Raw genomic sequence first — 25,697 nt, 5'->3', positions numbered from 1 at the left:
TTTTAATTTACATGACCAAACTTCTCAAAGAATTGATCTCGTTTTTTTTCATTATAAATATATGGATCTGCAAATTCTTTAACCCAATTTTCTTTGATTTCAGAAATATTTTTTCCAACAAATTTTTCCAAGTCTGATTTTCTTACATCAATTTCATAAACTTTGTTTTCAAAAGGTAATATTATTTTTACCTCATTAATGAAATCAAGATTTTTCATTAATCTTGCAGGACTACCAACAAGCATTTTTTTTATCGCATTTCCTGTTGACCAATATGACTTTAAATCATTTTCTGTTAAGCGAGATTGAGGATTTAGATCTTTATATTCTTTGTAATTTTTAACATAAGTAAGTATAGCTTTTCCATTTTCTAATTCAACTGTTTTAATTGAACCACCTCCATTTAATCTTGATGCTTCAGTTCTAAGCTGCTCAATAGGTGTGATTTTCTCATTTTGAGATGAGTGATTGACATTCGAACCCGAACTTTTCTCTTCTTTGTTACTACTAAAGGAAATTAATGCTGTGAAAACAAGTACTACATAGAGTTTTTTATTCATAATCTTTTTTATAAGATTCAAAACTAGAAAGCTTTTTGGTCGCTTTATTACGGTAAACCATAATAGAAAATCAAGCTTAGAATATTTTTAAAAACTTAATTTTGATTGATAATGATCTTCAACTCATCCAAAGAAAGCACATAATCTTTTCTTCTGTGAACAATTCTATGGCAATTAGAACATAGCGGAATAAGATCAGTTTGCGGATTGACGACTTTAGAATCTTCATAACGCTCCAACGCTACCGTATGATGAATTTCAATAAAACCTTCACCGGCTTTTCCGTATCGTTCAACAAAATTAAAGTTGCATCCGAAGCAATTCGTTCCATGTATTTTGATGGCTAAACTTCGCAATAGCGCATCTCTTTCAGCTGCTTTTGATATGATAATTTTTTTCCCGTCTTCCGATCTTACTTCATACACGTCATCAAGATCAGGTTGATTTACATTGAAGTTTGGTTTGGCAATGGTTTGACAAAATTCTATATATCTTCTGAAAGCACTACTTTTTTTCGTACCACTTACTTTTTCTTCTTCTATAATTTGAGGAATAGTATGAAATCTATTAAAGTAATCGTTAAGAATATCTACATCGATTATGTTGAATAGCGAAATAAAACTATTTTCTAAATACGTTTTAATATCATGATACACAACATCTATCGCTAAACCGTAATTGTAAATGGTAGATGGAGCATAATTTTTACCATATTTAACGGCGGAGGTTAGGTACTCCATGAATTTCTCTTTTGAGGTCATTTTCGTGGATTATTAGTTTAAAGCCTCAAAATTAATGAATAACTTAATAAATATCAATTATTTGAATTGAAAATTTTAAGCTATTTAAAATAAGATTATAAAAAAAACACATCCTTAAAAGAATGCGTTTTTATTATAAAAAATGTTTTGTATTAATTAGTTGATGAATACAATCACATTTCCATTTCCTGGAGTCCCTATATAATTCCATGTTGCTGTAATATTGCTTGGGGTGCTTCCGGAAAATCCTCCTTGATTGCTATTAACAAATCCGCAATCTCTTCCAAGTTGTAAAAATTCTCCGTTGTCGAATTTCAAATCAATAGATTGCCACGTTGTTGTGTGAGTGATGATAGAAGGAATAACGGCTCCCGCAGATACGTTGTAAACCTGGCTGGGAATTGATATAGCATCTGATATTACATTCCATTCATAAATAGGTGGATTTCCCAAATGGCTTGTATTGTATTGATTATACGATACACTATTTGAAGGAGTTAAAGGTATCGCAGAATAACCTTCTACGATTGGTTGGCAGTCGATAGGTTGTGTATTGTCATTGGTTCCTACCAATCTGTAATTAACATTATGAGTAGAAAAATTATATATCGTGATTGGATAAATCTGAGAATATGCGAAAGTTCCGATTAATAATAAAAGGAATAATGAAAGTTTTTTCATATTGATGAGTTTAGGATAAAATTATAAAGAAGAATTTTTGTAATTATTTTGGAAAATTTCCATCGCCCAAGCAATGATTTTCCCTTTATCTCCACTGGTAGTTTTTTCTATTTCTTCTTCTTTTACTCCCGTAGATTTTATTAAGTGTTTAGCTGCAGGAACCAGAATATCTTGTCTTTGTTCGCCCATTTCAGGAAAAGAAGAACCTTTTCTTCGTTTTTCTTTTACAATCGGAAGGTCTTTCGAATTGTTCATTTCGATGATCGCACGTTTAAAATTCTGAACAGCTTCAGTTGTTTGATTTTCCTGTGCTACGGTTGGAATACTTTCGTTATTACATGATGTTGCAACAACAAAGCATGCAAAAGCAAATAAAAATGTTTTTTTCATAGTTACTTTTATATTGGATTAATTTGATATTAATTGTAGTCAGAATTTAATTTATAAATACAACAACGTTGTTTCCTAAAACATTCCAGCTTGCCGTTATATTACCAGTAGTTGTCCCGCTGAATATTCCGGTACCACCGCCTCCGCAATGTACACCTACATTGATGAAGCCACCATTAGAAAAGTTAAGGTCAAGAGAGTGCCAGTAGGTTGTATTCACAATTTGTGCTGGAATAACAGCTCCTCCAGCTACATTATAGGTCTGGCTCGGAATACCAATTTCTTCTGAAATTACATTCCATTGATTAATAACAGGGTTTTGAAGATGGCTGTTATTGTATAAAGGATAAGTTACAGTGCTGGAAGGAGCAAGAGGTGTTGCAGAAAACCCTGTTACAACAGGTTGACAGTCAATATTAAAAGAAGTAATATCGGAACCTATCAATCGGTACGTAACATTGTAAGCTGAGAAATTATAGATCGTCATCGTTCCACTTTGCGCATAAGAAAAAGCGCCGATTAATAATAATAGGAATAGGGATACCTTTTTCATAAGAATTTTTGAATTAAAAGTTTAGGATTATAAAGAAGTGTTTTTATAATCATTTCGGAAAATTTCCATTGCCCATAAAATGATCTTGGCTTTATCACCTTTAGTCGTTCTTTCAATTTGTTCCTCCTTTATTCCTGTAGATTTAATGAGATGCTTTGCAGCTGGTAAAATGAGATCTTTTCGTGCGTCACTCATTTGTAGATATTGAAATTCTTTACTGCGACTTTCCTCTGTAATAGGAAGATTTTTAGAATTATTCGCAGTAACAATAGCGCGCTTAAAATTCTGAATGGCTTCTGTAGTTTGATTCTCCTGACTCATGGTCGGGATGCTTTCATTGTTGCATGAGGACATGACAAAACATGAAATTGCTAACAAAAATGTTTTTTTCATAGTTATTATTTTATTTTTAGTGTGACGTAAAAATAAATAAAATACTATATATTTCAATTAAAAGTGATAAAAATATTAAAATTATGTTATGTTTTTTATGTATTGAATTAGATATCAGTTGATTATTTGATGATTAATGAAACGATCTCTTAGTTATTAAATTTCTTTTGCTCTTTAAACTCTTTTGCTTCTTTCAGAATTTCGCTGTACGTTTTTCCTTCCACAGGTAATTTTCTGAATTTTGCGATAATAAGATAGGCTGCCATCAATTTTTCTTCGTCCTGATTCATTTTTCCGGCTTTGGAAATTTCGGTGAAATCTTCTCCGAGCGTTGCTTCATTATATTTTTTGTCCATAGGATTAGAGCAAGAAATGATAACAAGTGCAGAAAGGCACAGAATAATTTTTTTCATAATGGTTTAAATATTAGTTTTTTTGAATTCAAATTATGTTGGACTTTTCAAATGTAAAAAATAAACCAATCAGGTTTTCAATTTTTCTTTAATCTGTAAAATAATAACAATAAGGTAAGTAATGATGAAAATAGCCAACGGGACAGTGAATACCCAATAATTAAACGATTCAACAGGAGCCTGAAATAAACGTGAAATAATAGGTGAAATCATAAACAGGAAAGCAATAATTGATTTTAAAACACCTTCTTTCCACGAAATAAAAGTCAGAACAATTCCAACGATTCCCAGTATGGCAAAAACCTGATCTATGTTTCTAAAATCTATGGCTGTACCTATCAAAAATAAGATCATCGGAACAGCAATCATCATTCCCATAATCAAAATGCAGCAGTAGGAGAGTACTGAAATAATTTTTATAATCCTCATGATTATTTTAATTTTCATCAAGATATTAAAAATTAAAATATATTTTTCTATATATATTAAACTTTCAAGATTTTAAAGCTGTTAGTTAAAAGATTGTCGAAATTCCAAAGGCGAAACCTGCGTTTTATTTTTGAATAATTTACTGAAAGACTGTGGATGTTCAAACCCTAATTCATAAGCAATTTCACTGATGGATAATTGAGAAGTAGAAAGTTTTTCTTTTGCTTTTTCGATCAGTTTTTCATGAATATGCTGCTGAGTGCTTTGTCCCGTTAATACTTTTAATAATCCGGTTAAATAACTTGGCGAAACGTTCAGTTTTTTGGCAATTCCGTGTACAGTTGGAAGACCTTTTGTGATGAGGTTTTCATTGTTGAAATAATCTGTAAGTAGCTCTTCCAGCGAATCCAGAATTTTATGATTGGTAATTCTTCTGGTAATAAATTGCCGCTGATAAAACCGTTCACCATAATTCAGCAAAGTTTCAATTTGTGAAATAATAATGTTTTGGCTGAATGCGTCAATCGAAGAATGGTATTCGCTCTGAATATTCTGAACGATATTTTTAATGATATTTTCCTCTTTTTCAGAAAGAAATAAAGCCTCATTTACTGAATAATCGAAATATTCATACTGCTTTATTTTTTTAGCTAAAGATGTATTCCAGAGAAAATCTGGGTGAATCAATAAAATCCATCCCGAATGTTTTGATGATGAATTTTGGGTTACTTCCACACTGAAAACCTGTCCGGGAGCCATAAAAAACATCACGCCTTCATCAAAATCATATTTTTGCTGACCATATTTGATCTTCGCGTGAGAATTTCTTTTGATGGAAATCGAATAATAATCCTGAACCCAGCTCGCAGAACCACTTTCCTGGGTATGCTTAATCAGGCTATAATCGACCACGCTGATGAGCGGATGCTCAGGCTTCGGCAATCCACGAAATTCATGGAACTCACTGATGGTTTTTATTCTTACCGGCTGTTTCATAAGATAAAGGTATTGATTTTCAGTTAATCGACTTCGGAAAATGGAACGGTAAGAAAATTAAAGCATAATCCGTTAAAAAATTCCCACTGTTCGAAGCGCGAGAAAAATTTTGAATTGAAAGAGAAATTTAAATTTCGCGCAAGTTTTGGGAATTTTAGGATTAGGCTTTAATTTTTAGTGTAAGTTTCCAAGTCTTGAATTTTTGTTTCTTTTGTTTCAAGACAAAAGAAATTTAATTGTGATAAGCTTTCGCAAAATCCTCAGCAAAATCTTTTACTTTAATTTTGCCTAAAACGGGTCTGTTTTTGTAATAATCTTCATATAAAATGCTTCCTCTTCGTGCTTTATTCATTTCCACAAAACCCTTTGCCGTTTCGGGATTCATTCTGATATTAATTAAATTGTTTAATAAATCCTCGTCCAAAATGGTGATCCATTGCAAGTCTGGATTTCCGATTGCTTCACCTAAAGTTTTGGCAATTTCGTTGGGGGAAATTTCTTCGCTGGCGATGTAGCGGATTTCTCTTCCATTAAATGGTTTTTCCACTTCTTCGACAATCACAGAAGCAATATCGAAAGGTGAAACCCAAGGTTCTTTTTCATCTCCTCCGTAATTTTGAATAATTGCATTTTGAGATTTAATGGTCGGAATAAAAGCATACATATTATAATAAAAACCAACTGGACGCATGAACTTTATAGAAACCTCCTCAGGAAGTTCATTCAATATTCTTTCCGTTTCATAATGAAATTTCAAGATTCCGTTTCCTTCGTTTGTATGAGCACCAATACTGCTTAAATGGATAATATTTTTCACTCCCGATTTTTCAATAGCTTCTTTATAATTTTTTGCAATTTGAATATTTGCCTGAACAAAATCAATTTCATGATTGAAAAATACGCCAGCGTTCAAAGCTTCCATGGCATAAATAATATCCGCTCCTTTGAAATTTTCAGTTAAAAAATCAATATCTTCCATCGTACCGATTGCAGCTTTTGCTCCCAAGGCTTCGATTGCTGGTTTTCTTTCAGAATTACTGCTGATTACCGTTACATCATGACCTTTTTCAAGCAATTCTATCGTTAATGGTTTGCTGATATTCCCTAAAGAACCTGTTACAATAATTTTCATTTTTTAAATTTTTATTGAAACAAAGTTCAGAATTGTCAGAATTTCCGATGTAGCCAAATCTGCTTTTTACTTAGCTGAATTTTAATGAAAATATGAAGTCTTAAATTCATTATTTGTAATAAAATTCTATTTTCAGTTGTCTTTTATTTGAAAAAATGAATAATTAATTCAAAAAAACATTATTTTTAGAAAGAATTCATTTAATTAATATTCAGCTAAACTAACATCATGAAACGCACCATTTTATATATATTCACCATTGCAGCGGTCTGCTTCAGCTCTATGAATCAAAAATTAGATCCCAAAAATACTTTTGAAAAGAATGTTGAAAAATTGGCAGATAGTATAAAAGTGAATGATATTGTGGTGAAAAATTTGTTTAAATATCAAATTTTGGCTCATAAAGACAGTGCTTTTAATGCTGAAATGATCGCAGAAAAAGTGTATCAACCTCATAAAAAGCTTTGGGATAGCTGTTACGCAAATATTTTTGGTGAGGAAAATGCGTCAAAATTTAATAACGCTGCGGGAATGATCGAATGGAATAAAAATTTATATCCCAAAAACAAAAAATTATTTGATGAAGGAGCTCAAAGTCTTTTAAACATCAACCTCAACAAAGTTTTAAAAACGAATCTTAAAAAGTTTGGTCAGTTAGTTCCTTATCAGCCAAAAGCGACGGTAAGTATTTTGTATAGTCCGTTAACAGGTATTGGTTTCGGCGGTTGCAATGCCGATCAGTTTGCTTTGGAACTGAATTATGAAAATGCCGATCCTGAATATATGATTGAAAAAGGATTGCCGCATGAGCTCAATCATTTGGTGTATGAAAAATTCAGGACTCAGGATGCTTATAAAAATTCCGCGTTAAGTCAGACGATCGATGAAGGTTTCGCCTGTTATTTTACCTGGGTTTTCTTCGAAGGGAAAATTCAGAAATATGAAGCGGTGGAAAATATGTCGAAAAAAGATTGGGAATGGTTTCTGAAAAATGAAAAGAAAATCTTTACCAATGTGAAAATTTTTTTTGATGATGAATCTGGAAATAATCCGCTTTTAAGGAATGATCAATTAAAATTATTTCCTGACGCTCCGAAAGCTTTGAATTATTGGTTAGGTTTTCGAATGATTGAAAAATATGTCGAAAAGCACGGTGTTTCATCATGGACGGATATTTATCAGCTAACTCCTAAAGAGGTTTTGCAGAAAAGTGATTATGAAAAATTTGTAAGTTCTTTATAGGCTGAGTAAAAAGAGGGAAAAATCTGCCATCTATTTATCTAACAAGTATATTTAAAAATATTCAATAAAAAGAAAATTTGATTTTGTATTTTCGAAGACAGAAAAATTAAAAAATCGAAATGAAAATCCATCATATTGCTATTATTTGCTCAGATTACGAAGTGTCGAAGAAATTTTATACAGAGGTTTTAGGATTAAATGTCATCCGCGAAGTATATCGTGAAGAAAGACAATCTTACAAGCTTGATCTTGCAATTGGAGATCATTATGTAATTGAATTATTTTCATTTCCAAACCCTCCGGAAAGGCCTTCCAGACCAGAGTCTTGTGGTTTAAGACATCTGGCATTTTCAGTAGATAATGTAAATGAAAAACGAATAGAATTAATGAATAAAGGATTAGTTTGTGAAGAAATTCGCATAGATGAATTCACAGGTAAAGAATTTTTCTTTACCCAAGATCCGGATCAGTTGCCGTTAGAATTTTATGAAGCTTAATTACATGATATTTAATGCCACGAATGCTCGAATTTTAAACATTAATTTGTGTATTCGTGGCTGATATAGCTATAACAAAGCATATCTATTCATTGAAAATAATTTGGAAAGGATATTTGTGATTTGATAAACCAAATGATTTGAAGAAAATTAATGTGCGTAGCCTGTAAAAAAGCTTATCGCCATAATTGCCAAAACAATAGAAGAAATGACAACATATACGTAGTCCTTTTCTTTTAAATAGCCTATTAGCGCAAAGACAATTCTCATTAACGGGGTGAAAATCAACAGTAAAATTCCTAATTGAATAATCGCAGAACCTTCTCCTTTACAAAGAGAATTCCAAAAATGTCCCCAAACTTTATCTGAAGAATTTCCTATTGCCAGACTTGAATATTTTTTAGGCATTTTAAAGCCTTCCATGAATAATTTTACGAAACCAATCAGAGAAGTAACTACGGATAGAATTACACCCAGTCTCAGAAGATTTCCGACGGAGCGGTTCAAATCCACATCTGTGAAGTCTTTTTTCATTATCTGAAACTTTTATTAATACCGTTATACATCATATAAATAGACAAAATTGTGATTACAATAGCGAAGAATGTTTTCAGTTTTTTTGTCTTTGAAGCCATTAAAGTTTTAGAACCAATAAAACTTCCCACCACAACTCCGATTAATACAGGAGCTACAATTACAGGGATAATTTCACCTCTTTGAAAATAAATTAAAGCACTTGCCACAGCAGTTACCCCAATCATAAAATTACTCGTGGTAGTAGAAACCTTGAAAGGTAGTCTCATCATATTATCCATCGCTAAAACCTTCAACGCTCCGGAACCAATTCCTAAAAGCCCGGACATTGCCCCGGCAAACATCATCATCAAAAATCCTGGAATGGTATTTCTTGCAGAATAGCTTTTCACGACCCCTTTATCAGGAAAAGTTCCGTATAATTTTAATTTATCTTCCAGACTTCCTTTTATTAAAGGTTTTTGATGGTCTGGCTTTCCTTTAAGATTTAATATTACTGTTAAAAGAAGAATGCTAGCAAAGATAATTCCGATTGTATTAGGATTTAGTGCACCCGAAACTACAGCACCCACAATAGCTCCTGCCGTCGTGGCTATCTCCAAAAACATACCGATTCTCATGTTGGTAAATCCTTCTTTTACGAAAGCTACCGCCGCACCTGAAGAAGTTCCGATTACAGAGATAAGAGAAGCGCCGATGGCATAATGCATAGGAACGCCGAAACCCAGCGTTAATAAAGGAATGATGATAACTCCTCCTCCTAAACCCGTTAATGAACCCAAAAGCCCCGCGGAAATTGCTCCAAGGAAGAGAATAATGATTTCTGACATGTTACAAATATAAAACTATTGCAGTACTCTGCCAAACGTTTATAAAAAGATAAATTTGACGTATTTTTGCAGGATGGAAAATCAGTTAAAATTATTCTATATCATCCTTGGTGCAACGCCAAAAGGCAGAAATATTGAGCAGCACGATGTATTTTTCGGTATTGCAGCAAGCCTTAAAGATCTTGTTCCGGATATGAAAAATTTCTGGAAAGAGGCAGACGGAAAAATACATTTAGACTGTTATCAGGAGGTAAAATTTGCCGATGGCTATCAAGTGAAGATTGTTGCAAAAGGAACAAAAACTTCTGAAGAGCAACTGTATTTTATTAATCTTGGAGGATATAAAAAAGGTTTTTTCGAAGAATTTCATGAGCAACATTTGATGGTTGGAAATTCGATGGGAGATATTGTGAAAAAAGCAAAAGCAACTGAATTTTACAAGACGATGGGTTTTGAAGGAGCCGTAAGCCATATTGATGATAAGCATGGAGTAGACATCGATGATATTTTTAATGTAAGCGATATTTTACCTCAAGAAATGAAAGAAAAATATTCAATTTCATTGATAAAATCTGATGCTGAAAATCAGGAAAACCCAATGGGCTTGGGATATTTAAAAATAGATAAAATTTAATAAAATCTTTACGGACTTTTTATTTTCAAAGTTTGTCATCCTGAAAGGATCTAAACATAGTATTAGAGAGTAGTATGGAAAAGTTCGTGTGTAGATCCTTTCAGGATGACGCTTTGTGGATATTTTCGGATGTTGAATAGGCGAGGACAACCATAGCCCCGATTGTAACGGCATCCTTTTGTGTAGCGAAGCGAAACCAAAGATATAGTGAAAAGCGGGAAAAAGCTCCTAAAAAAGTTTAAGCAAGTTTAAAAGGTTTTAAATAAATTTAAATCAAAAATTAAATCTAATAGAAAAAAATAAAAGTAAAAATGAAAATAGGAATTTTAGGAGGAGGACAGCTGGGAAGAATGCTGATTCAGGAAGCGTTGAAATATGACGATCAGTTTTATACATTAGATCCGGCTTCTGATGCGCCTTGCCACACCATTTCTAACTTTACTCAAGGAAATTTTAATGACTACGAAACGGTTTTAAATTTCGGTAAAGATAAAGACGTTGTTACCATAGAAATTGAGCACGTAAATGCAGATGCTTTGGCTGAATTGGAAAATCAGGGAATAAAAGTGGTTCCGAATTCTAATATCATTAAAACCATTCAACAAAAAATCCTTCAGAAAGAATTTTATAAAGCGCATGATATTCCTAGTCCGGAATTTGAAGTGATGGACGGAAGTTCAGACGAGATTAAAATGCCTTTGCCTTTTGTTCAGAAAATGAATACGGGAGGTTATGATGGAAAAGGTGTACAGGTAATTCGTACGGCTGAAGACATGAAAAATCTTTGGGTCCAGGATTCTGTTATTGAAAAATTGGTTGATATTGACAAAGAACTTTCTGTGATCGTTGCAAGAAATGAAAATGGTGAAACAAAAACATTTCCCGTAACGGAAATGGTGGCAGATCCGAAGTTAAATTTATTAGATTTCAATGTTTGTCCGGTTTATTTAACAGAAGAAATTGAAAATCAAATTCTCGCTATTACTGAAAAATTTTTAGCTGCTGTAAATTCTCCGGGGCTTTTTGCGATTGAATTATTTTTAGATAAAGAAGGCAAAATTTGGGTAAATGAAACGGCGCCGAGACTGCATAATTCAGGACATCAAAGTCAAGAAGGTAATGCCAATTCTCAGTTTGAGCAAATGTATCGTGTGGTGAAAAATTTACCTTTGGCAGATACAGATGCAATCATTTACAGCGGAATGCTCAATTTGGTGGGCGCAGAAGGATTCTCAGGAAAAGTAGTTTACGAAGGAATGGAAGATGTATTAAGATTGCCTGAAACGTACGTTCACCTTTATGGAAAAACTGAAACTAAACCGGGAAGAAAAATGGGACACATTAATGTATTAGCAGATTCAAGAGAAGAACTGATGGAGAAATTGGTACAAGTGAAAGCCATGGTAAGAGTGATTGCTGAATAATTATTAAATTTAAATATTATATTGAAAAAGACTGCATTGCAGTCTTTTTTGTTTGATACCTTAGGAACTAAGTCGTTTCAGTTTTTCAATTAATTTTGTTGCCTGATCAAGGGCTTTTCTTTTCACATCATCTTCTGTATAGCCTGCATTAACAGACGTTCCGTGGAAGTAAAACGGCTCTACATAATTCATTTTTGCAAAATAAGCGGTTTGCTCTAAATTTTTACAAAATTCATGTACCCGAAAATGATGTTCCCCCAATGTATAATATTCACTTTCCGGCCCGCCAACAGTGAAACTGGGTATGAAATTTTTGCCTTTCAGTTGATCTCCTTTCGAACCATAAGCAAATTGATATTCAAAAACAGCATCAAACCAATGTTTCAGAATAGCGGGCATATTATACCAATAAAAAGGATATTGAAATACAATATTTTGATGTTTTAGTAAAGCTTCCTGTTCAGATTTTACATCAATATTATAATCAGGATACATTTGTGAAAGATGTCTTATTTCAACCTCTACATCACTTTTTTCTAATTCTTCAATAATTGTTTTATTGGCTATCGATCTTTCAATATTGGGATGCCCAAGAATAATTAGTGCCATATTTATTTATACTATAAAATTTATAGTTGCAAAATTATTTAGAGCTTATTACATTTGCAATAACTATCTAATTGGATAGGTATCAAAACAATGAAAAAGGAATGTACTGCTAATTATGTGAAAATCGGGGAAAAGCTTTATCCATGCTCGGTGAGCTTGGCAATGGATTTTCTTGGAGGAAAATGGAAAACCGTTATTTTATATCACTTGAAAGATGGTAAGAAAAGATATAGTGAACTGAGAAAAGAATTATTTTCAGTAACAGAAATGACGTTGAGCATTCAATTAAAACAATTAGAAAAAGACGGATTGATTTCCAGAAAAGTTTTTGGTGAAAAGCCGCCGGTAAAGGTTGAATATTCCCTCACCGATTTTGGTAAAACATGTATTCCCGTTTTAGAAGCGATTACCAATTGGGGAAATTTAATTGTAGATGAAAAAGGAGAGTTTGTGGAAGCTTAAATTCCCGCAAATTCTTTTAATCTGCAGGAATTTAAACTATATTGAATTAATTTTCAGGCTAATTATTAAAAATAGCAAATGCTTCTTCTGTCGCTTTAAAAAAGTTATTGTGAACCATTTCTGTATTTCCCACACGAATTTCATAGATATTTTCCTGTAGTGCTTTTACCAAATCACGAGCTACATCCGAGGCCGGAATTCCGTTTTCTCTGCCGCCGATTTCTACCGAAAAATCTGTGTTTACCAAAGGTGGCATCAATTCAAAAACTTTTACATTAGAGTTTTTAGCGAGCTCATATCTCAGCAATCGGGTATGGGAATGCAATGCCGCTTTAGAATCGGAATACGTCGGGACATGAGAACCGGGAACGAGCCCAACAATAGAAGAAACGTTCACAATGGCCGCTTCATTTTGTTCTTTTAATAACGGTAAAAATTTATCTGTTAAACGAATCGGTGCAAAATAGTTCGTCGTAAACTCGGCAATTGCTTTATTATAAATATCGCCATCGCTTGCAAGATTGTAAACATAAGCATTTCCTGCATTATTAATTAAAATAGTAATGTTTCCAAACGTTGTTTTTACTTCTTCGTATAATCTGTTGATGTCTGCTTCATTCGTGATATCGGCTTGAATGGTAAAAATGTTTTTAAAATCTTTTGCAACGGCATCCAGTTTTTCTTTATTTCTTCCGACAATAATAATTTTATTTTCAGGACTTAATGCTTTTGCAATTTCTAAACCAATTCCTGAACCTCCGCCAGTAATTAAAATTGTGTTGTTTGTAATGTTCATAATAATTTGTTTTTGTTACTATTAGTAAATTTAAAATTGTACCATTTGGTACAAAATTTTATAAAAAATTTTATTTTGTCTAAACTGGAAGCTGAAGGTTTGATAATCGAAGTTTATAACTCATCGAATTGATAATATTATTTTAACTTTCAGCTTCCATCATCCCGCCTTACTCTAATAATTTCAAATTAATATCGATAAGCGAGTGAAGCATCTCTGGCGAACTTTCCATCCGTCGGGTAACATGAATTCCGTTCCAAAGGTTGGTAAGGTGCCAAGCCAGAATTTCAGGATCTTGCTGAGTTTTTAATTGTCCGTTATCTTGAGCTTCTTTGATGGATTTAGCAAATATTTTCTGCAAACCTTTCAGTAATTCTGCCGTTATTTTTTTTATTTCAGCATCTTTTTCAGAAAGCTGAACCAATGCATTTCCAAGATAGCAGCCCCGTTCAATATCACAATCTTCTGCGTGAGCCAAGGCAAAGAAAAGTTTTTTAATAAAATCGATTTTATCTTCAGAATTTTCAATAGCCAATGCTATTTTTTGATTGAAATTTCCTGCAAACTGCTTAATTGATCGAATATACAATTCCTGTTTTCCTCCTTTAAAAGCCAAATAAAAACTTCCTTTTCCTATTCCCATGGCGCTCAATAATTCGTCTGCAGAAGCTGTATCGTAGCCTTTATTTCTAAAAACCTCGGTTGCTTTTTCTACAGCTTCTTGTTCGTCAAATATTTTGGGTCTGCCTGCCATGTTTTCTGTTTTGATGAAGCAAAGGTATATAATTGTACTATTTGGTACAAAATAAAAATTAAAATATCAACTATTGGTTTTGTCTATAATATATCATAACTCATAAATAAAGCTGTTTCTATAGAATTATTATACAGTTTTGTATTGATTCCTGTGATTTGAAAGCCTGCTTTTTTATAGAATTTTATCGCCGGATAGTTCGTATTTTGGGTTTCAAGTTCTACGATTCTGCAATTGAGATCTCTGGCTTCGCGATTAATATTTTTAATAAAAAGTCTTCCGATATTTTGTCCACGAAATTTTTCACTAATCAACATATTTTCGATAAAAAGACTGTTGTTCCAAGCTCTGAAATCACAAATAATCCATCCAATTAATTCGTTTTCGTGGTAAGCTCCGAAAGAATGACCTTTTTCAATAATTTTATTTAAATCATTAATATCATCAGAATTTGTTTTCCAAACTTTTCTGTAATGTTGATTTTTTTCTCTTAAACTAAATTCAAAAGAAGTTCCGATTTCAATAGCAGAAATTACATAGATTTTATCTGTTTCATAACCATTAAAACCCCAGTTTTCTGTTGGATTAAAGTGTAATTTTTCCAGTTTTTTTATTTCCATGCGAAAGGAAAATTTATAGTTTAAAGATGATTAAAGATTAATGAATTTCAGTGCAAATTTCAACTAAATAATTATCAAGATCTTTAATATAAGCTACTTTTTGTCCCCAAGGTTTTTCTACAATATTTTCATATAAAGTTGCTCCATTGATTAAAGATTTTTCTACCAAAGATTCTACATCATCGGTTACAAAACCGAGCTCAATTCCGAAAGGCTTTTTCTCAGCATTAGATTGTAAGAAACCTTCTTTAATATTAGAATTCGCCAATTCTAAAGACGCAAAAGATAGAGTAGTGTCGCCTGTTATAAGCTCACCATAATCTTTTTCAGGAGTGATGAATTTTATTTCTGTATTGAATGTTTCTTTATAAAAGTTCATAGATTTTTCCAGATCCTGAACGTAAAGGATTACATATTTAAATTTAATCATGTTGTTTATTTTAAAATGGAGTTCCAGAATAAACCAGAACAGTTTAAGCTGACAAAAATTTTAAGAACATTTTCAAAAAAATAATCTAAAAATCTGTTGCTTCTGAACTCGAAAAATTAGTTTTTGTAGAGTAAATAATAATTTGCAGCAATACCAAAAATAAAATAATGATGGTTCTGATAATTGCATTTTGAGAATTCTTTTCACGAACAGATTCCAGATAATTAATCTTTCCGATAGAATATTCCTTGATTTTATCAATATCTGTAAAACTGTTTATTTTGGCGATTTCAGATTTTATTTCGGCATCATTTAACGTTGCTGCTACATTGATCTCGTTGGCATTGCTCACAAAAAGCCATCCGAATAAGATAATGGAAATAAATAAAAGAAACGGTCTCAGTATTTTCATGTTTTTATAATATAATATTTGAGGGCGAATATTAATGATGTTTTGTCATTCTCAAATTTAATTAAATTTATTTAAAACCTTTCTAATACGAAGAAAATTTAAAATTGATAATTTATGAATTCTACTTGAAAACCAGTAGCCTTTGATTATAATCATTTTAAATAAGATAAATGCTACCTAAATTTAAATAAAATTTCATATTCCAAAACTTTCAAAAGGCTTACATTTGTCTTCAATAAAAATTTTACTGAATGCTTAGGAAAATTTCGATTGCGGCGGCTACTTTTCTGTCCGTAATGACAATCAATGCGCAGAAGAACAAAAATTCTCAATTAGAAAGACCCAAATTGGTAGTTGGTTTAGTAGTAGACCAAATGCGTTGGGATTATCTGTATCGTTTTTACAACAAATTTGGTAACGATGGTTTCAAAAGATTATTAAACTCAGGATATTCTCTGAACAACGTTCATATTCCTTATGTTCCTACGGTAACGGCTTTGGGGCATACAAGTATTTATACAGGTTCGGTTCCGGCGATTCACGGGATTGCAGGAAATGACTGGACAGATAAAGAAACGGGTAAAAATGTATATTGCACCACAGACGAAAGCGTAAAACCGGTGGGAACTACCAATGTAAAAGTGGGAAGTCATTCACCCAAAAATCTTTGGTCTACAACGGTTACCGACGAATTGAGATTAGCAACGAATTTCCAGGCAAAAGTTGTGGGGGTTTCTCTGAAAGACAGAGCATCTATTTTACCAGCAGGGCACACGCCGACAGGTGCTTTTTGGTTTGATGATTCTACAGGAAACTTCATCACAAGCACTTGGTATATGAACGATTTGCCGCAATGGGTAAAATCTTTCAACTCGCAGGCATTGCCTGATAAATTGGTGGCAAATGGCTGGAATACTTTGCTTCCGATTAATCAATACACAGAAAGTTCACCAGATAATTCGGCTTGGGAAGGGCTGTTGGGAAGTGCAAAAACGCCAACTTTCCCTTATAGCAATTTGGCTAAAGATTATCAGGATAGAAAAGATAACATCAGATATACACCTTTTGGAAATACATTGACATTGAAAATGGCTGAAGCAGCTGTAGAAGGTGAAAAAATGGGCAGTGATGATGTGACAGATTTCTTGGCAATTAATTTAGCTTCAACAGACTATGCAGGGCATAAATTTGGACCAAATTCTATTGAAGTTGAGGATGTTTATTTAAGATTAGATCAGGATTTTGCTAAATTTTTCAATTATTTAGATGAAAAAGTAGGTAAAGGTCAGTATACTGTTTTTCTTTCTGCAGATCACGGGGGAGCGCATTCTGTAGGTTTCCTTCAGGAGCATAAACTTCCTACAGGTTTCTTTGGGGAGGGAATGGAGAAAAATATCAATCAAAAATTAAAAGATAAATTCGGGGTTGATAAATTAATTAATTCTGTTGAAAATTATCAGGTTTATTTTGATAGAAAATTATTGGCTGATAATAAGCTTGAGCTGGATGATGTAAGAGATTTCACCATTAAAGAATTGCAAAAAGACCCTACGGTTTTATATGCAGTTTCTGTGGAAGAAGTTCAGGAAGCTACCATTCCGGAGCCGATTAAACAAAGAATAATCAACGGAATCAACAGACAGAGAAGTGGAGATATTCAGTTGATTTCTCACGATTCTATGTTGCCACCTTATGCTAAAACAGGAACTACACACAGTGTTTGGAATTCTTATGATGCTCATATTCCATTATTATTTATGGGGTGGGGAATTCAACATGGTGAAAGCAATAAGCCGTATTTCATGACAGATATTGCCCCTACGGTTTCAGCTTTATTGAAGATTCAGTTTCCAAGCGGAAATGTAGGAAATCCAATCACAGAAGCAATCGGAAAGTAGTTGAAATAAAATCAAACATATATTCACAGAAAAATCCCTGACGAAAGCCAGGGATTTTGTTTTTTCGCTTAATAATAAATCTTCGTACTGTCGATTTTTACCATATCAAGCTTTTCCATTTTCTTCACGGTGCGAATTACGGTTTCTATGCGTAATCCGGTAAGCGAGGCAAGCTGCTGTCGGGTGTAGGGAATAAGAAAAGAATGCTTTTCTTTACCTCCGAAGTAGTCTTTAAGATATTTCATCACCAGATCTATTTTGGTTAAAGGATCTTTGAAAGAAAGTGCCGCTGAGGTTAAATATCTGTAATGCATTCTATCCGCAGTGTACGAATAGATGTTAAAGATTTGCTCAGGATACTTCATCAGAAACTTAAAGAATTTATTTTTTTCCATTCTCAGTATTTCACAAGCTGTAACTGCAATGGCATTTATAGCATAATTTGAATTGTGAAATACGTAAGTTTCTGCAAAACAATGTCCTTCAAAAGGAATCCCGTGAATAAATTCCTTCCCGTCGTCTAAAATACTGTTGATAACTACCGTACCACTTTTTATCTGATAATAATAACGTGGTGTAGCCCCTTCTTCAAAAATAAATTCACCCGAATTGTAATTTTGCAGCTCAGCCCCATGAGAAAGCAAAAGTTCTTCGCAGATGATCATATTTGAGATATTAATTTCCGATAAAATTAGTGATAAAACTTATTGCCTGAAAATTAATAAATACCACATAAATGCCTCATTAATTCTAATAAATCGGAAAAAAGAAAGTTTATTATTAAAAATAAAAAAACTCACATTAGAAATGTGAGTTTTAATAAAATAAGAAAAAGTTATTTTTTTATAATGCGGAATGATTTTACATTTCCTTTTGTTACATTTTTTATTTGTATGATGTAGATGCCGGCTAGCTTATCAGAGAAAGGTATAGATAGGGTGGTTTCAGATATTGTTTTTCTGAATACAGGTGTTCCCAAGCTATTGACAATCTGTATCTCATACTCTTCTTTTTCATTTCCTAAATTGATGTTTAAAACATCTTTTACAGGATTTGGATAAACAGTGGGCTCCTCTAATTGCTTTTCGGAAGCGTCTGCTATTCGTGCTTTACTACAATTATTAGCTTTCCATGTCACAGTATTAGATGCGGTATAGCAGCCATTTAAACCATAGACAACAAGCCTTGCCTGATTGGGATGACTGGCGTAATAGGATGAAATATTGGAAACTGTCATGGTAGGAGTTCTGGTTCCTGAGAAAGTAGCATATCCCGTGACTGTTTTTTCAGGATAATTACTCCATGTACCGTCCGCATTTTGAAACTGCCATTGATAAGCGATTCCTTTTGCTGAAGCAGCTAACTGTAACGATCCTCCTACGCATGCCGATGCAGAAACAGGTTGTGTATTTATTCCGTATACTCTCCATACTTGCGGTGAGGAATATTTTGTAGTTCCGTCCGCCTGTTTTATTGCTGCTCGTACTGTATTTGGGTTGTTAATATATGCTTTTGAAATATTAGAAACGGTCATTACATTCGTTTTAGTTCCCGAAAATGTGGCGTAGCCATTTACAGTTCCGTCAGGATAATTGCTCCATGTCCCATTTGTATTTTGATACTGCCACTGCCAATTTGTTCCCGTGAGAGGAGTGGTTACTTTAATAGTACCTCCAACGCAGGCTGCATTCATAATATCCGGAATACCTTCACTATAATTAAAAGGATATGAGAAAAAAGCATATTCTCCGTTTTCTAGAATAATTTCAAACTGTAGATTATAAACGGTTTGTGAAGGTAATAATAGTTCGCTTTTAGGCATACTTATGCTGAAACTATTACCCGAAGGTTTCACAGACCATGCAGTGCGGTTATTAGCACTTGTATTTGGTGTTGCATGAGGATCTTGATAAATATTAACACCAGTTACTACTCTGTTAGAATAAAATGTGCCAGAAATATGGAGTTTGCCGTTAGAAAATGAAGCATTCAAACTTGTTATTTTTGTATCATTTCCATTGTAATAATTTCCGGGTACGTTTGCGAAAATTTGGCAGGTATTCAATATTGCTGATCCTGCACTATTAATAAATGTAGGAGATTTTCCAAATGTTTGATTACCTAAAGCCATAAGATTCATCCCTTGGTTAGGATTGTTGTATTCAGTAATGGTTTGGCGACTGTGGGGAAGATTGATACCATGTCCAAGTTCATGAAGTAATCCTCCTAACCCTGAACGAACCCTTTGCCCATATATATCGGGATTATTTAAATATTGTAAATCAAATTCGGGATAATCTAATCCGTAAGCGGTTCTCCCTAATCCATAAAAAGGAACATTGGAAGCATTAATATTTAGCAATGCTGTAAGGACCAGTGTATGACTACTTGTTTTTTGAGATGGATTACTCGCAAAATAGGCTCCAATTTCCTGTGATTCTTTACTTGAATCTGCATACGTATATGCAGTATGTGGAAGAGCGCCCTTAATGACAATTATTTTAACAATATTCGGATCTGTTTTAGATTTGAAGAGCCCGAATTCTTTAGCTCCGAAGCCGTTTTTAATCATGTAATCCTTATAATAACTTTGTGCATAGAGCATCAATTTGCTTACTCTTGTCTTGTACGTAGGATCTAAAGGGACATCATTAGGTACAAAGTAAACAATATTTAAATTGTAGGGATGGGGAGACGTGTAGGTAACGCCGTCATAAATGTTCGTGTAAACCATTTGTGCATTGAATGCAGCAGCTGAAAGGCAAAGGCACAATAAAGCACCTAGCCATTGGGTAATTGAATTTTTCATTCCTGTGTGTGTTTATGATTTGGATTATAGACAGGTAAAGTTCTTGATCAGAATATTGATAAACAACTAATGTTGCATACAATTGATATTCACCTAATCATTCGTGTGTTTTTAACGGTTTTTGGTTGAAAAAATACATATAATTAAGAAATGTCCTTATGATTTATATTCCAGAGAAAATGGTAGTCTGCTATTGTTGTTGCTTTATTAATTGCTGAATCTTTTGTTTAAGACCTCGATTTTCTTTCCTTAATTTTAATATAAAAAACAGAATAAGGCTTGCAATCATAATACAAATTATAGAAATACAAAAAGTAATAAAATGATAATGATTTTTTAGATCTTCTTTTTTCTTTAAAGTTTCATTATTGTGATTATCAACAGCTTGGTTGATAGAACTTAGCTCATTTTGCTCCCTTTTGAATCGCATTTCAAAATATTTTTTATTGTAAAGCTGATACAGTTGCGGCTTTCCGGTCGCCAGATAATTATCTGCCATTTCCTTGAAAATGCCTTCATTCAAAATCAAATCGTTGGTGTTTTTGCAGAGATCTTCTGCTTTTTTTAAAAGTTCCAACGCGGTAGAATTCTCATGTTTTTGCTTATAGACTTCCGCCATTCCTTTCAATGCGAAGGCTTCCAGACTTTTAGCTTTATTTTTCTGCGCATATTCTATAGATTTTTCAAAAGCTTCTTTGGCTAAAGCAATTTTTTGAAGATTTAAATAACAATAGCCAATATTATAATAAACCACGCTCACGTTAGCAAATGTTGCTTTTGTATCTTTTACTTTTTCAAAATTTTTAATAGCTATAAAAAATTTTTCAAGAGCAATTTCAGAATTCGACTGGCTCTTATAAATCATCCCGCGAATGGCATAGCTGCGGGCAATTTCCACTTGCTTTTCAAATAAATCATCAGGAAGTTTCGTCAGGTAAAGATCGGCTTCGTTTAAAGTTTCCAGGCTTTTGCTGAAAAGTTCCATCTGTTGATATTGAATCGCCACCGAAACCAAAACGCTTGCCTGTGTTTTCAGATCCGTTGTTCTCTGAGCAAATTCTTTAGCTTTTAAGATGAATTTTAAAGATTCATCAAAATCTCTTTTCGCAATATTTGCTGTAGAAAGCAACATATAAATTGCCGTAATATTTTTAACGTCTTTCTCTTTTTCGAGTAAATTTTTTGAAATAGAAATAGCTTTATCTGGACAATCATAAATTTCTAACCGTGCTTTTTTCATTGCAGAATCAAAAGAAATTTCCTGTGCAGAAATTGAAATTTGCCCCAACAGAAATATAAAAAAGAAAATGTTTAGCCTGAATTTCATAAATTTCTGTTTTTACTGATTTCCTGAATATAAACGTTGGGAGACATGCCTGTAACAGATTTAAAAACCGTTGTGAAGGCGCTGTGAGAAGAAAATCCTGAGATTTCGGCAAGATAACTCACTTTATAATTAAGATATGATGGGTTCGATTTTAATAAATGAGCAATGTGGTTGATTCTGAGTTCGTTAATATATCCGTTGAAATTTTTGCCTTTATGATTATTAATAACTTCAGAAAGATACTTTGTATTCACTTCCATTTGAGCAGAAAGTGTTGAAAGTGACATGTTTTTGTTCAAAAAACGATCAGATTGTTCAAATTCTTCCAATTTTTGAAGAATTTCTTCCTCTTTTTCTTTAGAGATTTTGTTAGAATCTTTATCAGTCGTTTTTTCAATCACATCAGATTCTTTTTTAATTAAAATTTCCGCATGTGATTTTTCCCACTTCTTTTGTTTCTCAAAAAAATCGAACTGCTTTTTGAGATCTTTATTTCTGTTTTTAATGATTAAAAACCAAATAGTTAATCCACTAACAATCAATAAAATAATAAAAAATAAAAACCAGAATTTTTTTGATTCATTTTGACGCTGAAATTCCAGATTTTTATTTTGATACGTTTCTACAAGCTTTACAATATATCGAATACCTTCCTTTGTACTCGCATCAATTTTCGTTCGGGAATCAACATATAATTTATTGTAAAAGTGATGTTTCTCGTCATCATGTAGCGCAAAATAGCATTTAGATAAAGACTCGTAAATCCTTGATTTTAAATTATTAAAAGGTAAATTTTCAATCTCGGCTAATCCTTTTTCCAAATAAACAATAGAGGTCTGATAATCTTCTTTTGAAAAATAATAACGCGCAAGATTTTCGTAGGCTAAAGCTTCTAAGTAGCTGTAATTCGTGTTTTTTGCTTCGAGTAAAGCGTTTTCTAAAAGATTTTTAGCTTCTTCAAGCTTATTTTGCCTTGATAAATAGGCCGCCCGAAAAATTTTATTTTCAATTTTGAGAATCGTATTTTCTTCATTATTAACCGTTAAAAAAGAGTCACTTTTTGCAATGTTTTCTAAAGCTAATATATAGTTCCTGTTAATTCCGAAATTCAAAGCTTGTAGCTGATACAATTTTGCAACAGTGGTTTTTATCTTAATATTTTCACTGTTAAGCAGCTTTTTATTGATTAAAAGACTGGAAATTATTTTCTGAGACTGATTGTAAAGATCAAGATTTTGATATTGATCGGCAAGATTGTAATCTGCAAAAAGCTGCATGAAATAAGATAAATTTTCTTTATCTGAATCATCTTTCTGGCTCGAAATATTTACAGATTGTACATAATCTCCCTTCATCGCATAGGCTTGAGAAATGATGTTTCTTAAGACAATTTTATGCTCGTTGTTTTGATCGCTGATTAAAATACTGAGAGAATAATTGATGCAGTCATCCGGATTTTGATACAATTTTTGAAAAGCTTTATCGGCTAAAATAGAAAAGTCGGGACCAGATTGCCCATTGATAAAAACGGAATTCAGTAAAATTAATAGAATAGGAATTGTTTTTTTCCACAGTTTTTGATGAAAAAAGGTTTTTTTTGATTGTTTTTTTTCAGTCTTCTTAAAATCTGTCTTCAAAGTAAAGTTTTTGTATAGTTTTGATTTTTAGTTATTTAAATTTTAAATTCTTTTAAATTTCATGAATTATGTAAGTCTAAATCTTTTCAGCGAGTAAATATAATACTAATATTGTTCTCACCAATTCGAAATATTAAATCCAATAAAATATGAAAAAGATTTACAACATTTCAAAGAAAGTATTATATGCTTGTTGTGTGTTTGGCTTTTCAGTTACCAGTGCACAGCTTACAGTGATGGCGTCGGGAAATTTTAATGTTGGAAGTGTATCTGATAATGGAGTGGTGAGCATGCATACTTCCGCAGGAGGAATTTATAAATGGGATGCCATGAATGGTTTTATGCAAATTGGCAATATCGCCAACGGCTATCCGGCAGCAGGAAAAACAGTGGTTTCTAATGACGGAACTAAGATTGCGTCTTCCACCACAAACAGTGCGACAAGTTTTAATGAAATTTCAACGTATGACATTTCTACTTCTACTTGGACGACACGAGGCGGACTTGTTCCCACAGGTTGGGACGGTAGCGTAAGTTCTACATGGGGAATGAGTCAGGGAGGTGAAATTATTGTGGGCTTGGGTTGGTTAACAGCTTCTAATGCTCATGCCGTAAAATGGACTTCCGAAGGCGGAATAGAAGATTTAGGAAGCATTGTCCCGAATAGAAGTTCAAGGGCTAACGCCGTAAATTCTAACGGAAATGTGATTGTTGGTTGGCAAGATGAAGATAATGGCTCCCGAAGAGGAGCGAAGTGGGTAAATGGTGTTGAAAGTTTTATTACCGACAATAATGGCGAATATGTAGGCGAAGCAGGAGATGTTTCTGCCGATGGAAATACAATTATAGGTGCAAGTTTACCAGAACCGTATGTCTGGAACAACGCAACCGGATTAACGTATATATCACATCCAAATTCCTCAGCCTTCTTTAGAGGAGGGGCAACGGGAATCTCTGCCGATGGCAAAACTGTTATCGGATATTTCAGAGCATTTGCAGCGCCCCCAATGTCTGGAGAAGGCTTTATATGGACTTCCACGGGAGGTCGTGTGAATCTTAATGATTACGCAGTGGGATTGGGAATTAGCACACAGGGAGTTACCATGTCTCTTCCGTTGGCAATTTCTAAGGATGGCAAGAAAATAGCAGGAGTAGGAACGAATTCTTCCGGGCAAATTGTTGCATTTTATTTAGATATTACAGCGTATCTATCTACAAATGAAGCTGTAAAAGCGAAAGATAAGATTTCAATCTATCCAAATCCTGCAAAAGATATCATTTATATTAAAGGAGCTGGTAAAATAGAAAAAGCAAGAATTTATAATATGGTCGGTCAAAATGTACGCACATTTGATACAGTAGAACATCAAATTGATGTATCATCTTTATCAAAAGGTACTTATGTGTTAGAGGTTTTCGTGAAAGGGGAAGTTTCACAAAATTTAAAATTCATAAAGCAGTAAAATCCAAACAACTAAATTAGGCTGAACCAAAAACTCGCGGGAATTTCCTGCGAGTTTTGTTTTTTTGAATATTTCAATTAAAATTATTCTTCGTCTTTTGTTTCTTCATCCTCATCGTCTTCGTATTGCTCAAGATAATAAGTGAAAGTGAAATCTTCAACTTCATCTTCTGCATCTTCTAATGTGGTTAAAAGATCTTCAAAAAGTTCCAGCTGATCTACGCTCATATTCACAAATTCAATGTGAAGAGGCATTTCCAGTTCTCCCGTGATTACATCTGAAAGTGCATCCAGATTATCTCCGAAATGTTCAGGAAGAATTAATTTTTCTTTAAGCTGAGTGTAAAAATCTTCGTAATCTCCAATCTCAGTAAAATCTATGTATATTGTATTCATAATGTTGTATTCTTGTTTTTCGTCATTGCGAGGAGCAAAATCAACGAAGCAATCTCAATAAGGTTTCAATTAATTAAATATTATTTTGAAATTACTTTTGTTAGCAAACATTACTGTTTTTCAAAACTTTTATAATGATCTTTTGTTAAATAAACATCACCATTTTGAGTGAAAACAATACGATCAGCATTTCTGTTTCCACAGTGATAATTCACATCTGCTTCAAAATATTGTACACCTTGAGGTAATGTTTTTTCTCTATTGCTAAACTTGTCGCCACCAATGGCCTTACCCGGTAAAACTTCACAAAGATTACCTTTTGCAGGATTCCAGCCCTGATTTCTGGCTTCATTTTTTGTGATGTAATAATCAGGAAGCTGATGATTTTGTTTCACATAATTAATGACCGTTTTTTCATTCGTTAATTCATCAATTGATTGATCGTTATTGTTGATATTTCCTGTTGATGAACCATATTCAATCTTTGGATTTACATTTTCAGTTTTTTGCTCTCCAATGAAATTATTATAAATATACATCACGGCCATTCCAAAAAGAAGACCTAAACAAATGAAAAATAACGGACGTGTTTTGCTGTTCATGTTAAAATTTTAAA

31 protein-coding genes are annotated in these 25,697 nt (G+C 33.1%); 7 read left to right on the top strand and 24 right to left on the bottom strand.

Features of this window, described 5'->3' with window-relative positions; all coding sequences use genetic code 11:
• Positions 1-2: 2 nt before the first annotated feature.
• The 10 genes from ABEG63_RS18805 to ABEG63_RS18760 all read right to left on the bottom strand — a co-directional run bounded on the left by ABEG63_RS18805 (position 3) and on the right by ABEG63_RS18760 (position 6,308).
• On the bottom strand, positions 3-560 hold the full coding sequence (locus ABEG63_RS18805) for a hypothetical protein (protein ID WP_346586866.1): 558 nt from the start codon (positions 558-560) through the stop codon (positions 3-5).
• A gap of 95 nt (positions 561-655) precedes the next feature.
• Positions 656-1,300, bottom strand: a complete 645-nt coding sequence (locus ABEG63_RS18800) for a hypothetical protein (RefSeq protein WP_346586865.1) — start codon at positions 1,298-1,300, stop codon at positions 656-658.
• A 177-nt stretch (positions 1,301-1,477) separates the two neighbouring features.
• Positions 1,478-2,002 carry a hypothetical protein gene (locus ABEG63_RS18795; RefSeq protein WP_346586863.1) on the bottom strand — a complete coding sequence of 175 codons (525 nt, stop codon included), beginning with the start codon at positions 2,000-2,002 and terminating at the stop codon, positions 1,478-1,480.
• A gap of 21 nt (positions 2,003-2,023) precedes the next feature.
• Complete coding sequence (locus ABEG63_RS18790; protein WP_267401572.1) at positions 2,024-2,392, bottom strand: hypothetical protein; 369 nt, start codon at positions 2,390-2,392, stop codon at positions 2,024-2,026.
• 46 nt (positions 2,393-2,438) lie between these two features.
• Complete coding sequence (locus tag ABEG63_RS18785; RefSeq protein WP_346586862.1) at positions 2,439-2,945, bottom strand: hypothetical protein; 507 nt, start codon at positions 2,943-2,945, stop codon at positions 2,439-2,441.
• Between the two features lie 27 nt (positions 2,946-2,972).
• Positions 2,973-3,338 (bottom strand): hypothetical protein, encoded by a 366-nt coding sequence (locus ABEG63_RS18780; protein WP_267401569.1) that lies wholly within the window; start codon positions 3,336-3,338, stop codon positions 2,973-2,975.
• 149 nt (positions 3,339-3,487) lie between these two features.
• Positions 3,488-3,751: a hypothetical protein gene (locus tag ABEG63_RS18775; RefSeq protein WP_346586860.1), complete on the bottom strand. Its 264-nt coding sequence runs from the start codon at positions 3,749-3,751 to the stop codon at positions 3,488-3,490.
• Between the two features lie 69 nt (positions 3,752-3,820).
• Positions 3,821-4,180: a hypothetical protein gene (locus ABEG63_RS18770; RefSeq protein ID WP_346586859.1), complete on the bottom strand. Its 360-nt coding sequence runs from the start codon at positions 4,178-4,180 to the stop codon at positions 3,821-3,823.
• An 81-nt stretch (positions 4,181-4,261) separates the two neighbouring features.
• On the bottom strand, positions 4,262-5,176 hold the full coding sequence (locus tag ABEG63_RS18765) for a helix-turn-helix transcriptional regulator (protein WP_346586858.1): 915 nt from the start codon (positions 5,174-5,176) through the stop codon (positions 4,262-4,264).
• 232 nt (positions 5,177-5,408) lie between these two features.
• Positions 5,409-6,308, bottom strand: coding sequence for an NAD(P)H-binding protein (locus tag ABEG63_RS18760; RefSeq protein ID WP_346586856.1), 900 nt, complete (start codon positions 6,306-6,308; stop codon positions 5,409-5,411).
• Positions 6,309-6,536: 228 nt separating this feature from the next.
• Between ABEG63_RS18760 and ABEG63_RS18755 the strand changes: the two genes are divergently transcribed.
• Together ABEG63_RS18755 and ABEG63_RS18750 are read left to right on the top strand one after the other, a co-directional pair.
• Positions 6,537-7,550, top strand: coding sequence for a DUF2268 domain-containing putative Zn-dependent protease (locus tag ABEG63_RS18755; protein ID WP_346586854.1), 1,014 nt, complete (start codon positions 6,537-6,539; stop codon positions 7,548-7,550).
• A 119-nt stretch (positions 7,551-7,669) separates the two neighbouring features.
• Positions 7,670-8,047 carry a VOC family protein gene (locus ABEG63_RS18750; RefSeq protein ID WP_346586852.1) on the top strand — a complete coding sequence of 126 codons (378 nt, stop codon included), beginning with the start codon at positions 7,670-7,672 and terminating at the stop codon, positions 8,045-8,047.
• Between the two features lie 150 nt (positions 8,048-8,197).
• On the opposite strand, the gene ABEG63_RS18745 is transcribed toward ABEG63_RS18750, so the two are convergent.
• Positions 8,198-8,581 carry a DUF1634 domain-containing protein gene (locus ABEG63_RS18745; protein WP_312393752.1) on the bottom strand — a complete coding sequence of 128 codons (384 nt, stop codon included), beginning with the start codon at positions 8,579-8,581 and terminating at the stop codon, positions 8,198-8,200.
• The gene (locus tag ABEG63_RS18740; protein ID WP_267401560.1) at positions 8,581-9,411 is read right to left on the bottom strand and encodes a sulfite exporter TauE/SafE family protein; all 831 of its coding nucleotides are present in this window, start codon (positions 9,409-9,411) and stop codon (positions 8,581-8,583) included. The genes ABEG63_RS18745 and ABEG63_RS18740 overlap by 1 nt, the downstream gene beginning before the upstream one ends.
• A gap of 73 nt (positions 9,412-9,484) precedes the next feature.
• Here ABEG63_RS18740 and ABEG63_RS18735 point away from each other — a divergent pair, with 73 nt between their 5' ends.
• On the top strand, positions 9,485-10,045 hold the full coding sequence (locus ABEG63_RS18735) for a DUF1543 domain-containing protein (RefSeq protein ID WP_346586850.1): 561 nt from the start codon (positions 9,485-9,487) through the stop codon (positions 10,043-10,045).
• Between the two features lie 311 nt (positions 10,046-10,356).
• Positions 10,357-11,469 (top strand): 5-(carboxyamino)imidazole ribonucleotide synthase, encoded by a 1,113-nt coding sequence (locus ABEG63_RS18730; protein WP_346586848.1) that lies wholly within the window; start codon positions 10,357-10,359, stop codon positions 11,467-11,469.
• A 60-nt stretch (positions 11,470-11,529) separates the two neighbouring features.
• Here the strand turns inward: ABEG63_RS18730 and ABEG63_RS18725 are convergent, their stop codons facing one another.
• Positions 11,530-12,078 carry an NAD(P)H-dependent oxidoreductase gene (locus ABEG63_RS18725; protein WP_346586847.1) on the bottom strand — a complete coding sequence of 183 codons (549 nt, stop codon included), beginning with the start codon at positions 12,076-12,078 and terminating at the stop codon, positions 11,530-11,532.
• A gap of 90 nt (positions 12,079-12,168) precedes the next feature.
• Here ABEG63_RS18725 and ABEG63_RS18720 point away from each other — a divergent pair, with 90 nt between their 5' ends.
• Positions 12,169-12,540: a helix-turn-helix domain-containing protein gene (locus tag ABEG63_RS18720; RefSeq protein ID WP_267401555.1), complete on the top strand. Its 372-nt coding sequence runs from the start codon at positions 12,169-12,171 to the stop codon at positions 12,538-12,540.
• Positions 12,541-12,598: 58 nt separating this feature from the next.
• On the opposite strand, the gene ABEG63_RS18715 is transcribed toward ABEG63_RS18720, so the two are convergent.
• The 5 genes from ABEG63_RS18715 to ABEG63_RS18695 form a co-directional block, all read right to left on the bottom strand.
• Positions 12,599-13,336, bottom strand: a complete 738-nt coding sequence (locus ABEG63_RS18715; RefSeq protein WP_346586846.1) for an SDR family NAD(P)-dependent oxidoreductase — start codon at positions 13,334-13,336, stop codon at positions 12,599-12,601.
• Between the two features lie 169 nt (positions 13,337-13,505).
• Positions 13,506-14,090 carry a TetR/AcrR family transcriptional regulator gene (locus ABEG63_RS18710; RefSeq protein WP_346586844.1) on the bottom strand — a complete coding sequence of 195 codons (585 nt, stop codon included), beginning with the start codon at positions 14,088-14,090 and terminating at the stop codon, positions 13,506-13,508.
• 83 nt (positions 14,091-14,173) lie between these two features.
• A complete protein-coding gene (locus tag ABEG63_RS18705; RefSeq protein ID WP_346586843.1) occupies positions 14,174-14,710 on the bottom strand; it encodes a GNAT family N-acetyltransferase in 537 nt (178 codons plus the stop codon).
• 37 nt (positions 14,711-14,747) lie between these two features.
• On the bottom strand, positions 14,748-15,140 hold the full coding sequence (locus ABEG63_RS18700) for a VOC family protein (protein WP_346586842.1): 393 nt from the start codon (positions 15,138-15,140) through the stop codon (positions 14,748-14,750).
• An 85-nt stretch (positions 15,141-15,225) separates the two neighbouring features.
• A complete protein-coding gene (locus ABEG63_RS18695; protein WP_267401550.1) occupies positions 15,226-15,552 on the bottom strand; it encodes a hypothetical protein in 327 nt (108 codons plus the stop codon).
• Between the two features lie 251 nt (positions 15,553-15,803).
• Here ABEG63_RS18695 and pafA point away from each other — a divergent pair, with 251 nt between their 5' ends.
• Entirely contained in the window at positions 15,804-17,450 is a 1,647-nt protein-coding gene (pafA, locus tag ABEG63_RS18690) for an alkaline phosphatase PafA (protein WP_346586841.1), read from the top strand.
• A 68-nt stretch (positions 17,451-17,518) separates the two neighbouring features.
• Here the strand turns inward: pafA and ABEG63_RS18685 are convergent, their stop codons facing one another.
• The 4 genes from ABEG63_RS18685 to ABEG63_RS18670 form a co-directional block, all read right to left on the bottom strand.
• A complete protein-coding gene (locus ABEG63_RS18685; RefSeq protein ID WP_267401547.1) occupies positions 17,519-18,115 on the bottom strand; it encodes a Crp/Fnr family transcriptional regulator in 597 nt (198 codons plus the stop codon).
• Between the two features lie 170 nt (positions 18,116-18,285).
• Positions 18,286-20,259 (bottom strand): T9SS type A sorting domain-containing protein, encoded by a 1,974-nt coding sequence (locus tag ABEG63_RS18680; protein WP_346586839.1) that lies wholly within the window; start codon positions 20,257-20,259, stop codon positions 18,286-18,288.
• A gap of 190 nt (positions 20,260-20,449) precedes the next feature.
• Positions 20,450-21,586, bottom strand: coding sequence for a tetratricopeptide repeat protein (locus ABEG63_RS18675; protein WP_346586837.1), 1,137 nt, complete (start codon positions 21,584-21,586; stop codon positions 20,450-20,452).
• Positions 21,583-23,223 (bottom strand): helix-turn-helix domain-containing protein, encoded by a 1,641-nt coding sequence (locus ABEG63_RS18670; protein ID WP_346586835.1) that lies wholly within the window; start codon positions 23,221-23,223, stop codon positions 21,583-21,585. Before ABEG63_RS18670 ends, ABEG63_RS18675 begins: the two co-directional genes overlap by 4 nt.
• A 149-nt stretch (positions 23,224-23,372) precedes the next feature.
• Between ABEG63_RS18670 and ABEG63_RS18665 the strand changes: the two genes are divergently transcribed.
• Positions 23,373-24,686 carry a T9SS type A sorting domain-containing protein gene (locus ABEG63_RS18665; RefSeq protein WP_346586834.1) on the top strand — a complete coding sequence of 438 codons (1,314 nt, stop codon included), beginning with the start codon at positions 23,373-23,375 and terminating at the stop codon, positions 24,684-24,686.
• A gap of 83 nt (positions 24,687-24,769) precedes the next feature.
• Here the strand turns inward: ABEG63_RS18665 and ABEG63_RS18660 are convergent, their stop codons facing one another.
• Together ABEG63_RS18660 and ABEG63_RS18655 are read right to left on the bottom strand one after the other, a co-directional pair.
• Positions 24,770-25,081, bottom strand: coding sequence for a barstar family protein (locus ABEG63_RS18660; RefSeq protein WP_346586832.1), 312 nt, complete (start codon positions 25,079-25,081; stop codon positions 24,770-24,772).
• Positions 25,082-25,191: 110 nt separating this feature from the next.
• Positions 25,192-25,683, bottom strand: coding sequence for a ribonuclease domain-containing protein (locus ABEG63_RS18655; RefSeq protein WP_346586830.1), 492 nt, complete (start codon positions 25,681-25,683; stop codon positions 25,192-25,194).
• Positions 25,684-25,697: the final 14 nt, after the last annotated feature.

The organism is Chryseobacterium sp. C39-AII1 (assembly GCF_039672645.1).
GTDB lineage: Bacteria > Bacteroidota > Bacteroidia > Flavobacteriales > Weeksellaceae > Chryseobacterium.
This window is presented reverse-complemented; position numbering and strand designations above follow the sequence as displayed.

Coding starts and splice junctions, on each gene's coding strand:
- ABEG63_RS18805 (WP_346586866.1), bottom strand. CDS start 560: ATGAATAAAAAACTCTATGTAGTACTTGTTTTCACAGCATTAATTTCC.
- ABEG63_RS18800 (WP_346586865.1), bottom strand. CDS start 1,300: ATGGAGTACCTAACCTCCGCCGTTAAATATGGTAAAAATTATGCTCCA.
- ABEG63_RS18795 (WP_346586863.1), bottom strand. CDS start 2,002: ATGAAAAAACTTTCATTATTCCTTTTATTATTAATCGGAACTTTCGCA.
- ABEG63_RS18790 (WP_267401572.1), bottom strand. CDS start 2,392: ATGAAAAAAACATTTTTATTTGCTTTTGCATGCTTTGTTGTTGCAACA.
- ABEG63_RS18785 (WP_346586862.1), bottom strand. CDS start 2,945: ATGAAAAAGGTATCCCTATTCCTATTATTATTAATCGGCGCTTTTTCT.
- ABEG63_RS18780 (WP_267401569.1), bottom strand. CDS start 3,338: ATGAAAAAAACATTTTTGTTAGCAATTTCATGTTTTGTCATGTCCTCA.
- ABEG63_RS18775 (WP_346586860.1), bottom strand. CDS start 3,751: ATGAAAAAAATTATTCTGTGCCTTTCTGCACTTGTTATCATTTCTTGC.
- ABEG63_RS18770 (WP_346586859.1), bottom strand. CDS start 4,180: ATGAGGATTATAAAAATTATTTCAGTACTCTCCTACTGCTGCATTTTG.
- ABEG63_RS18765 (WP_346586858.1), bottom strand. CDS start 5,176: ATGAAACAGCCGGTAAGAATAAAAACCATCAGTGAGTTCCATGAATTT.
- ABEG63_RS18760 (WP_346586856.1), bottom strand. CDS start 6,308: ATGAAAATTATTGTAACAGGTTCTTTAGGGAATATCAGCAAACCATTA.
- ABEG63_RS18755 (WP_346586854.1), top strand. CDS start 6,537: ATGAAACGCACCATTTTATATATATTCACCATTGCAGCGGTCTGCTTC.
- ABEG63_RS18750 (WP_346586852.1), top strand. CDS start 7,670: ATGAAAATCCATCATATTGCTATTATTTGCTCAGATTACGAAGTGTCG.
- ABEG63_RS18745 (WP_312393752.1), bottom strand. CDS start 8,581: ATGAAAAAAGACTTCACAGATGTGGATTTGAACCGCTCCGTCGGAAAT.
- ABEG63_RS18740 (WP_267401560.1), bottom strand. CDS start 9,411: ATGTCAGAAATCATTATTCTCTTCCTTGGAGCAATTTCCGCGGGGCTT.
- ABEG63_RS18735 (WP_346586850.1), top strand. CDS start 9,485: ATGGAAAATCAGTTAAAATTATTCTATATCATCCTTGGTGCAACGCCA.
- ABEG63_RS18730 (WP_346586848.1), top strand. CDS start 10,357: ATGAAAATAGGAATTTTAGGAGGAGGACAGCTGGGAAGAATGCTGATT.
- ABEG63_RS18725 (WP_346586847.1), bottom strand. CDS start 12,078: ATGGCACTAATTATTCTTGGGCATCCCAATATTGAAAGATCGATAGCC.
- ABEG63_RS18720 (WP_267401555.1), top strand. CDS start 12,169: ATGAAAAAGGAATGTACTGCTAATTATGTGAAAATCGGGGAAAAGCTT.
- ABEG63_RS18715 (WP_346586846.1), bottom strand. CDS start 13,336: ATGAACATTACAAACAACACAATTTTAATTACTGGCGGAGGTTCAGGA.
- ABEG63_RS18710 (WP_346586844.1), bottom strand. CDS start 14,090: ATGGCAGGCAGACCCAAAATATTTGACGAACAAGAAGCTGTAGAAAAA.
- ABEG63_RS18705 (WP_346586843.1), bottom strand. CDS start 14,710: ATGGAAATAAAAAAACTGGAAAAATTACACTTTAATCCAACAGAAAAC.
- ABEG63_RS18700 (WP_346586842.1), bottom strand. CDS start 15,140: ATGATTAAATTTAAATATGTAATCCTTTACGTTCAGGATCTGGAAAAA.
- ABEG63_RS18695 (WP_267401550.1), bottom strand. CDS start 15,552: ATGAAAATACTGAGACCGTTTCTTTTATTTATTTCCATTATCTTATTC.
- pafA (WP_346586841.1), top strand. CDS start 15,804: ATGCTTAGGAAAATTTCGATTGCGGCGGCTACTTTTCTGTCCGTAATG.
- ABEG63_RS18685 (WP_267401547.1), bottom strand. CDS start 18,115: ATGATCATCTGCGAAGAACTTTTGCTTTCTCATGGGGCTGAGCTGCAA.
- ABEG63_RS18680 (WP_346586839.1), bottom strand. CDS start 20,259: ATGAAAAATTCAATTACCCAATGGCTAGGTGCTTTATTGTGCCTTTGC.
- ABEG63_RS18675 (WP_346586837.1), bottom strand. CDS start 21,586: ATGAAATTCAGGCTAAACATTTTCTTTTTTATATTTCTGTTGGGGCAA.
- ABEG63_RS18665 (WP_346586834.1), top strand. CDS start 23,373: ATGAAAAAGATTTACAACATTTCAAAGAAAGTATTATATGCTTGTTGT.
- ABEG63_RS18660 (WP_346586832.1), bottom strand. CDS start 25,081: ATGAATACAATATACATAGATTTTACTGAGATTGGAGATTACGAAGAT.
- ABEG63_RS18655 (WP_346586830.1), bottom strand. CDS start 25,683: ATGAACAGCAAAACACGTCCGTTATTTTTCATTTGTTTAGGTCTTCTT.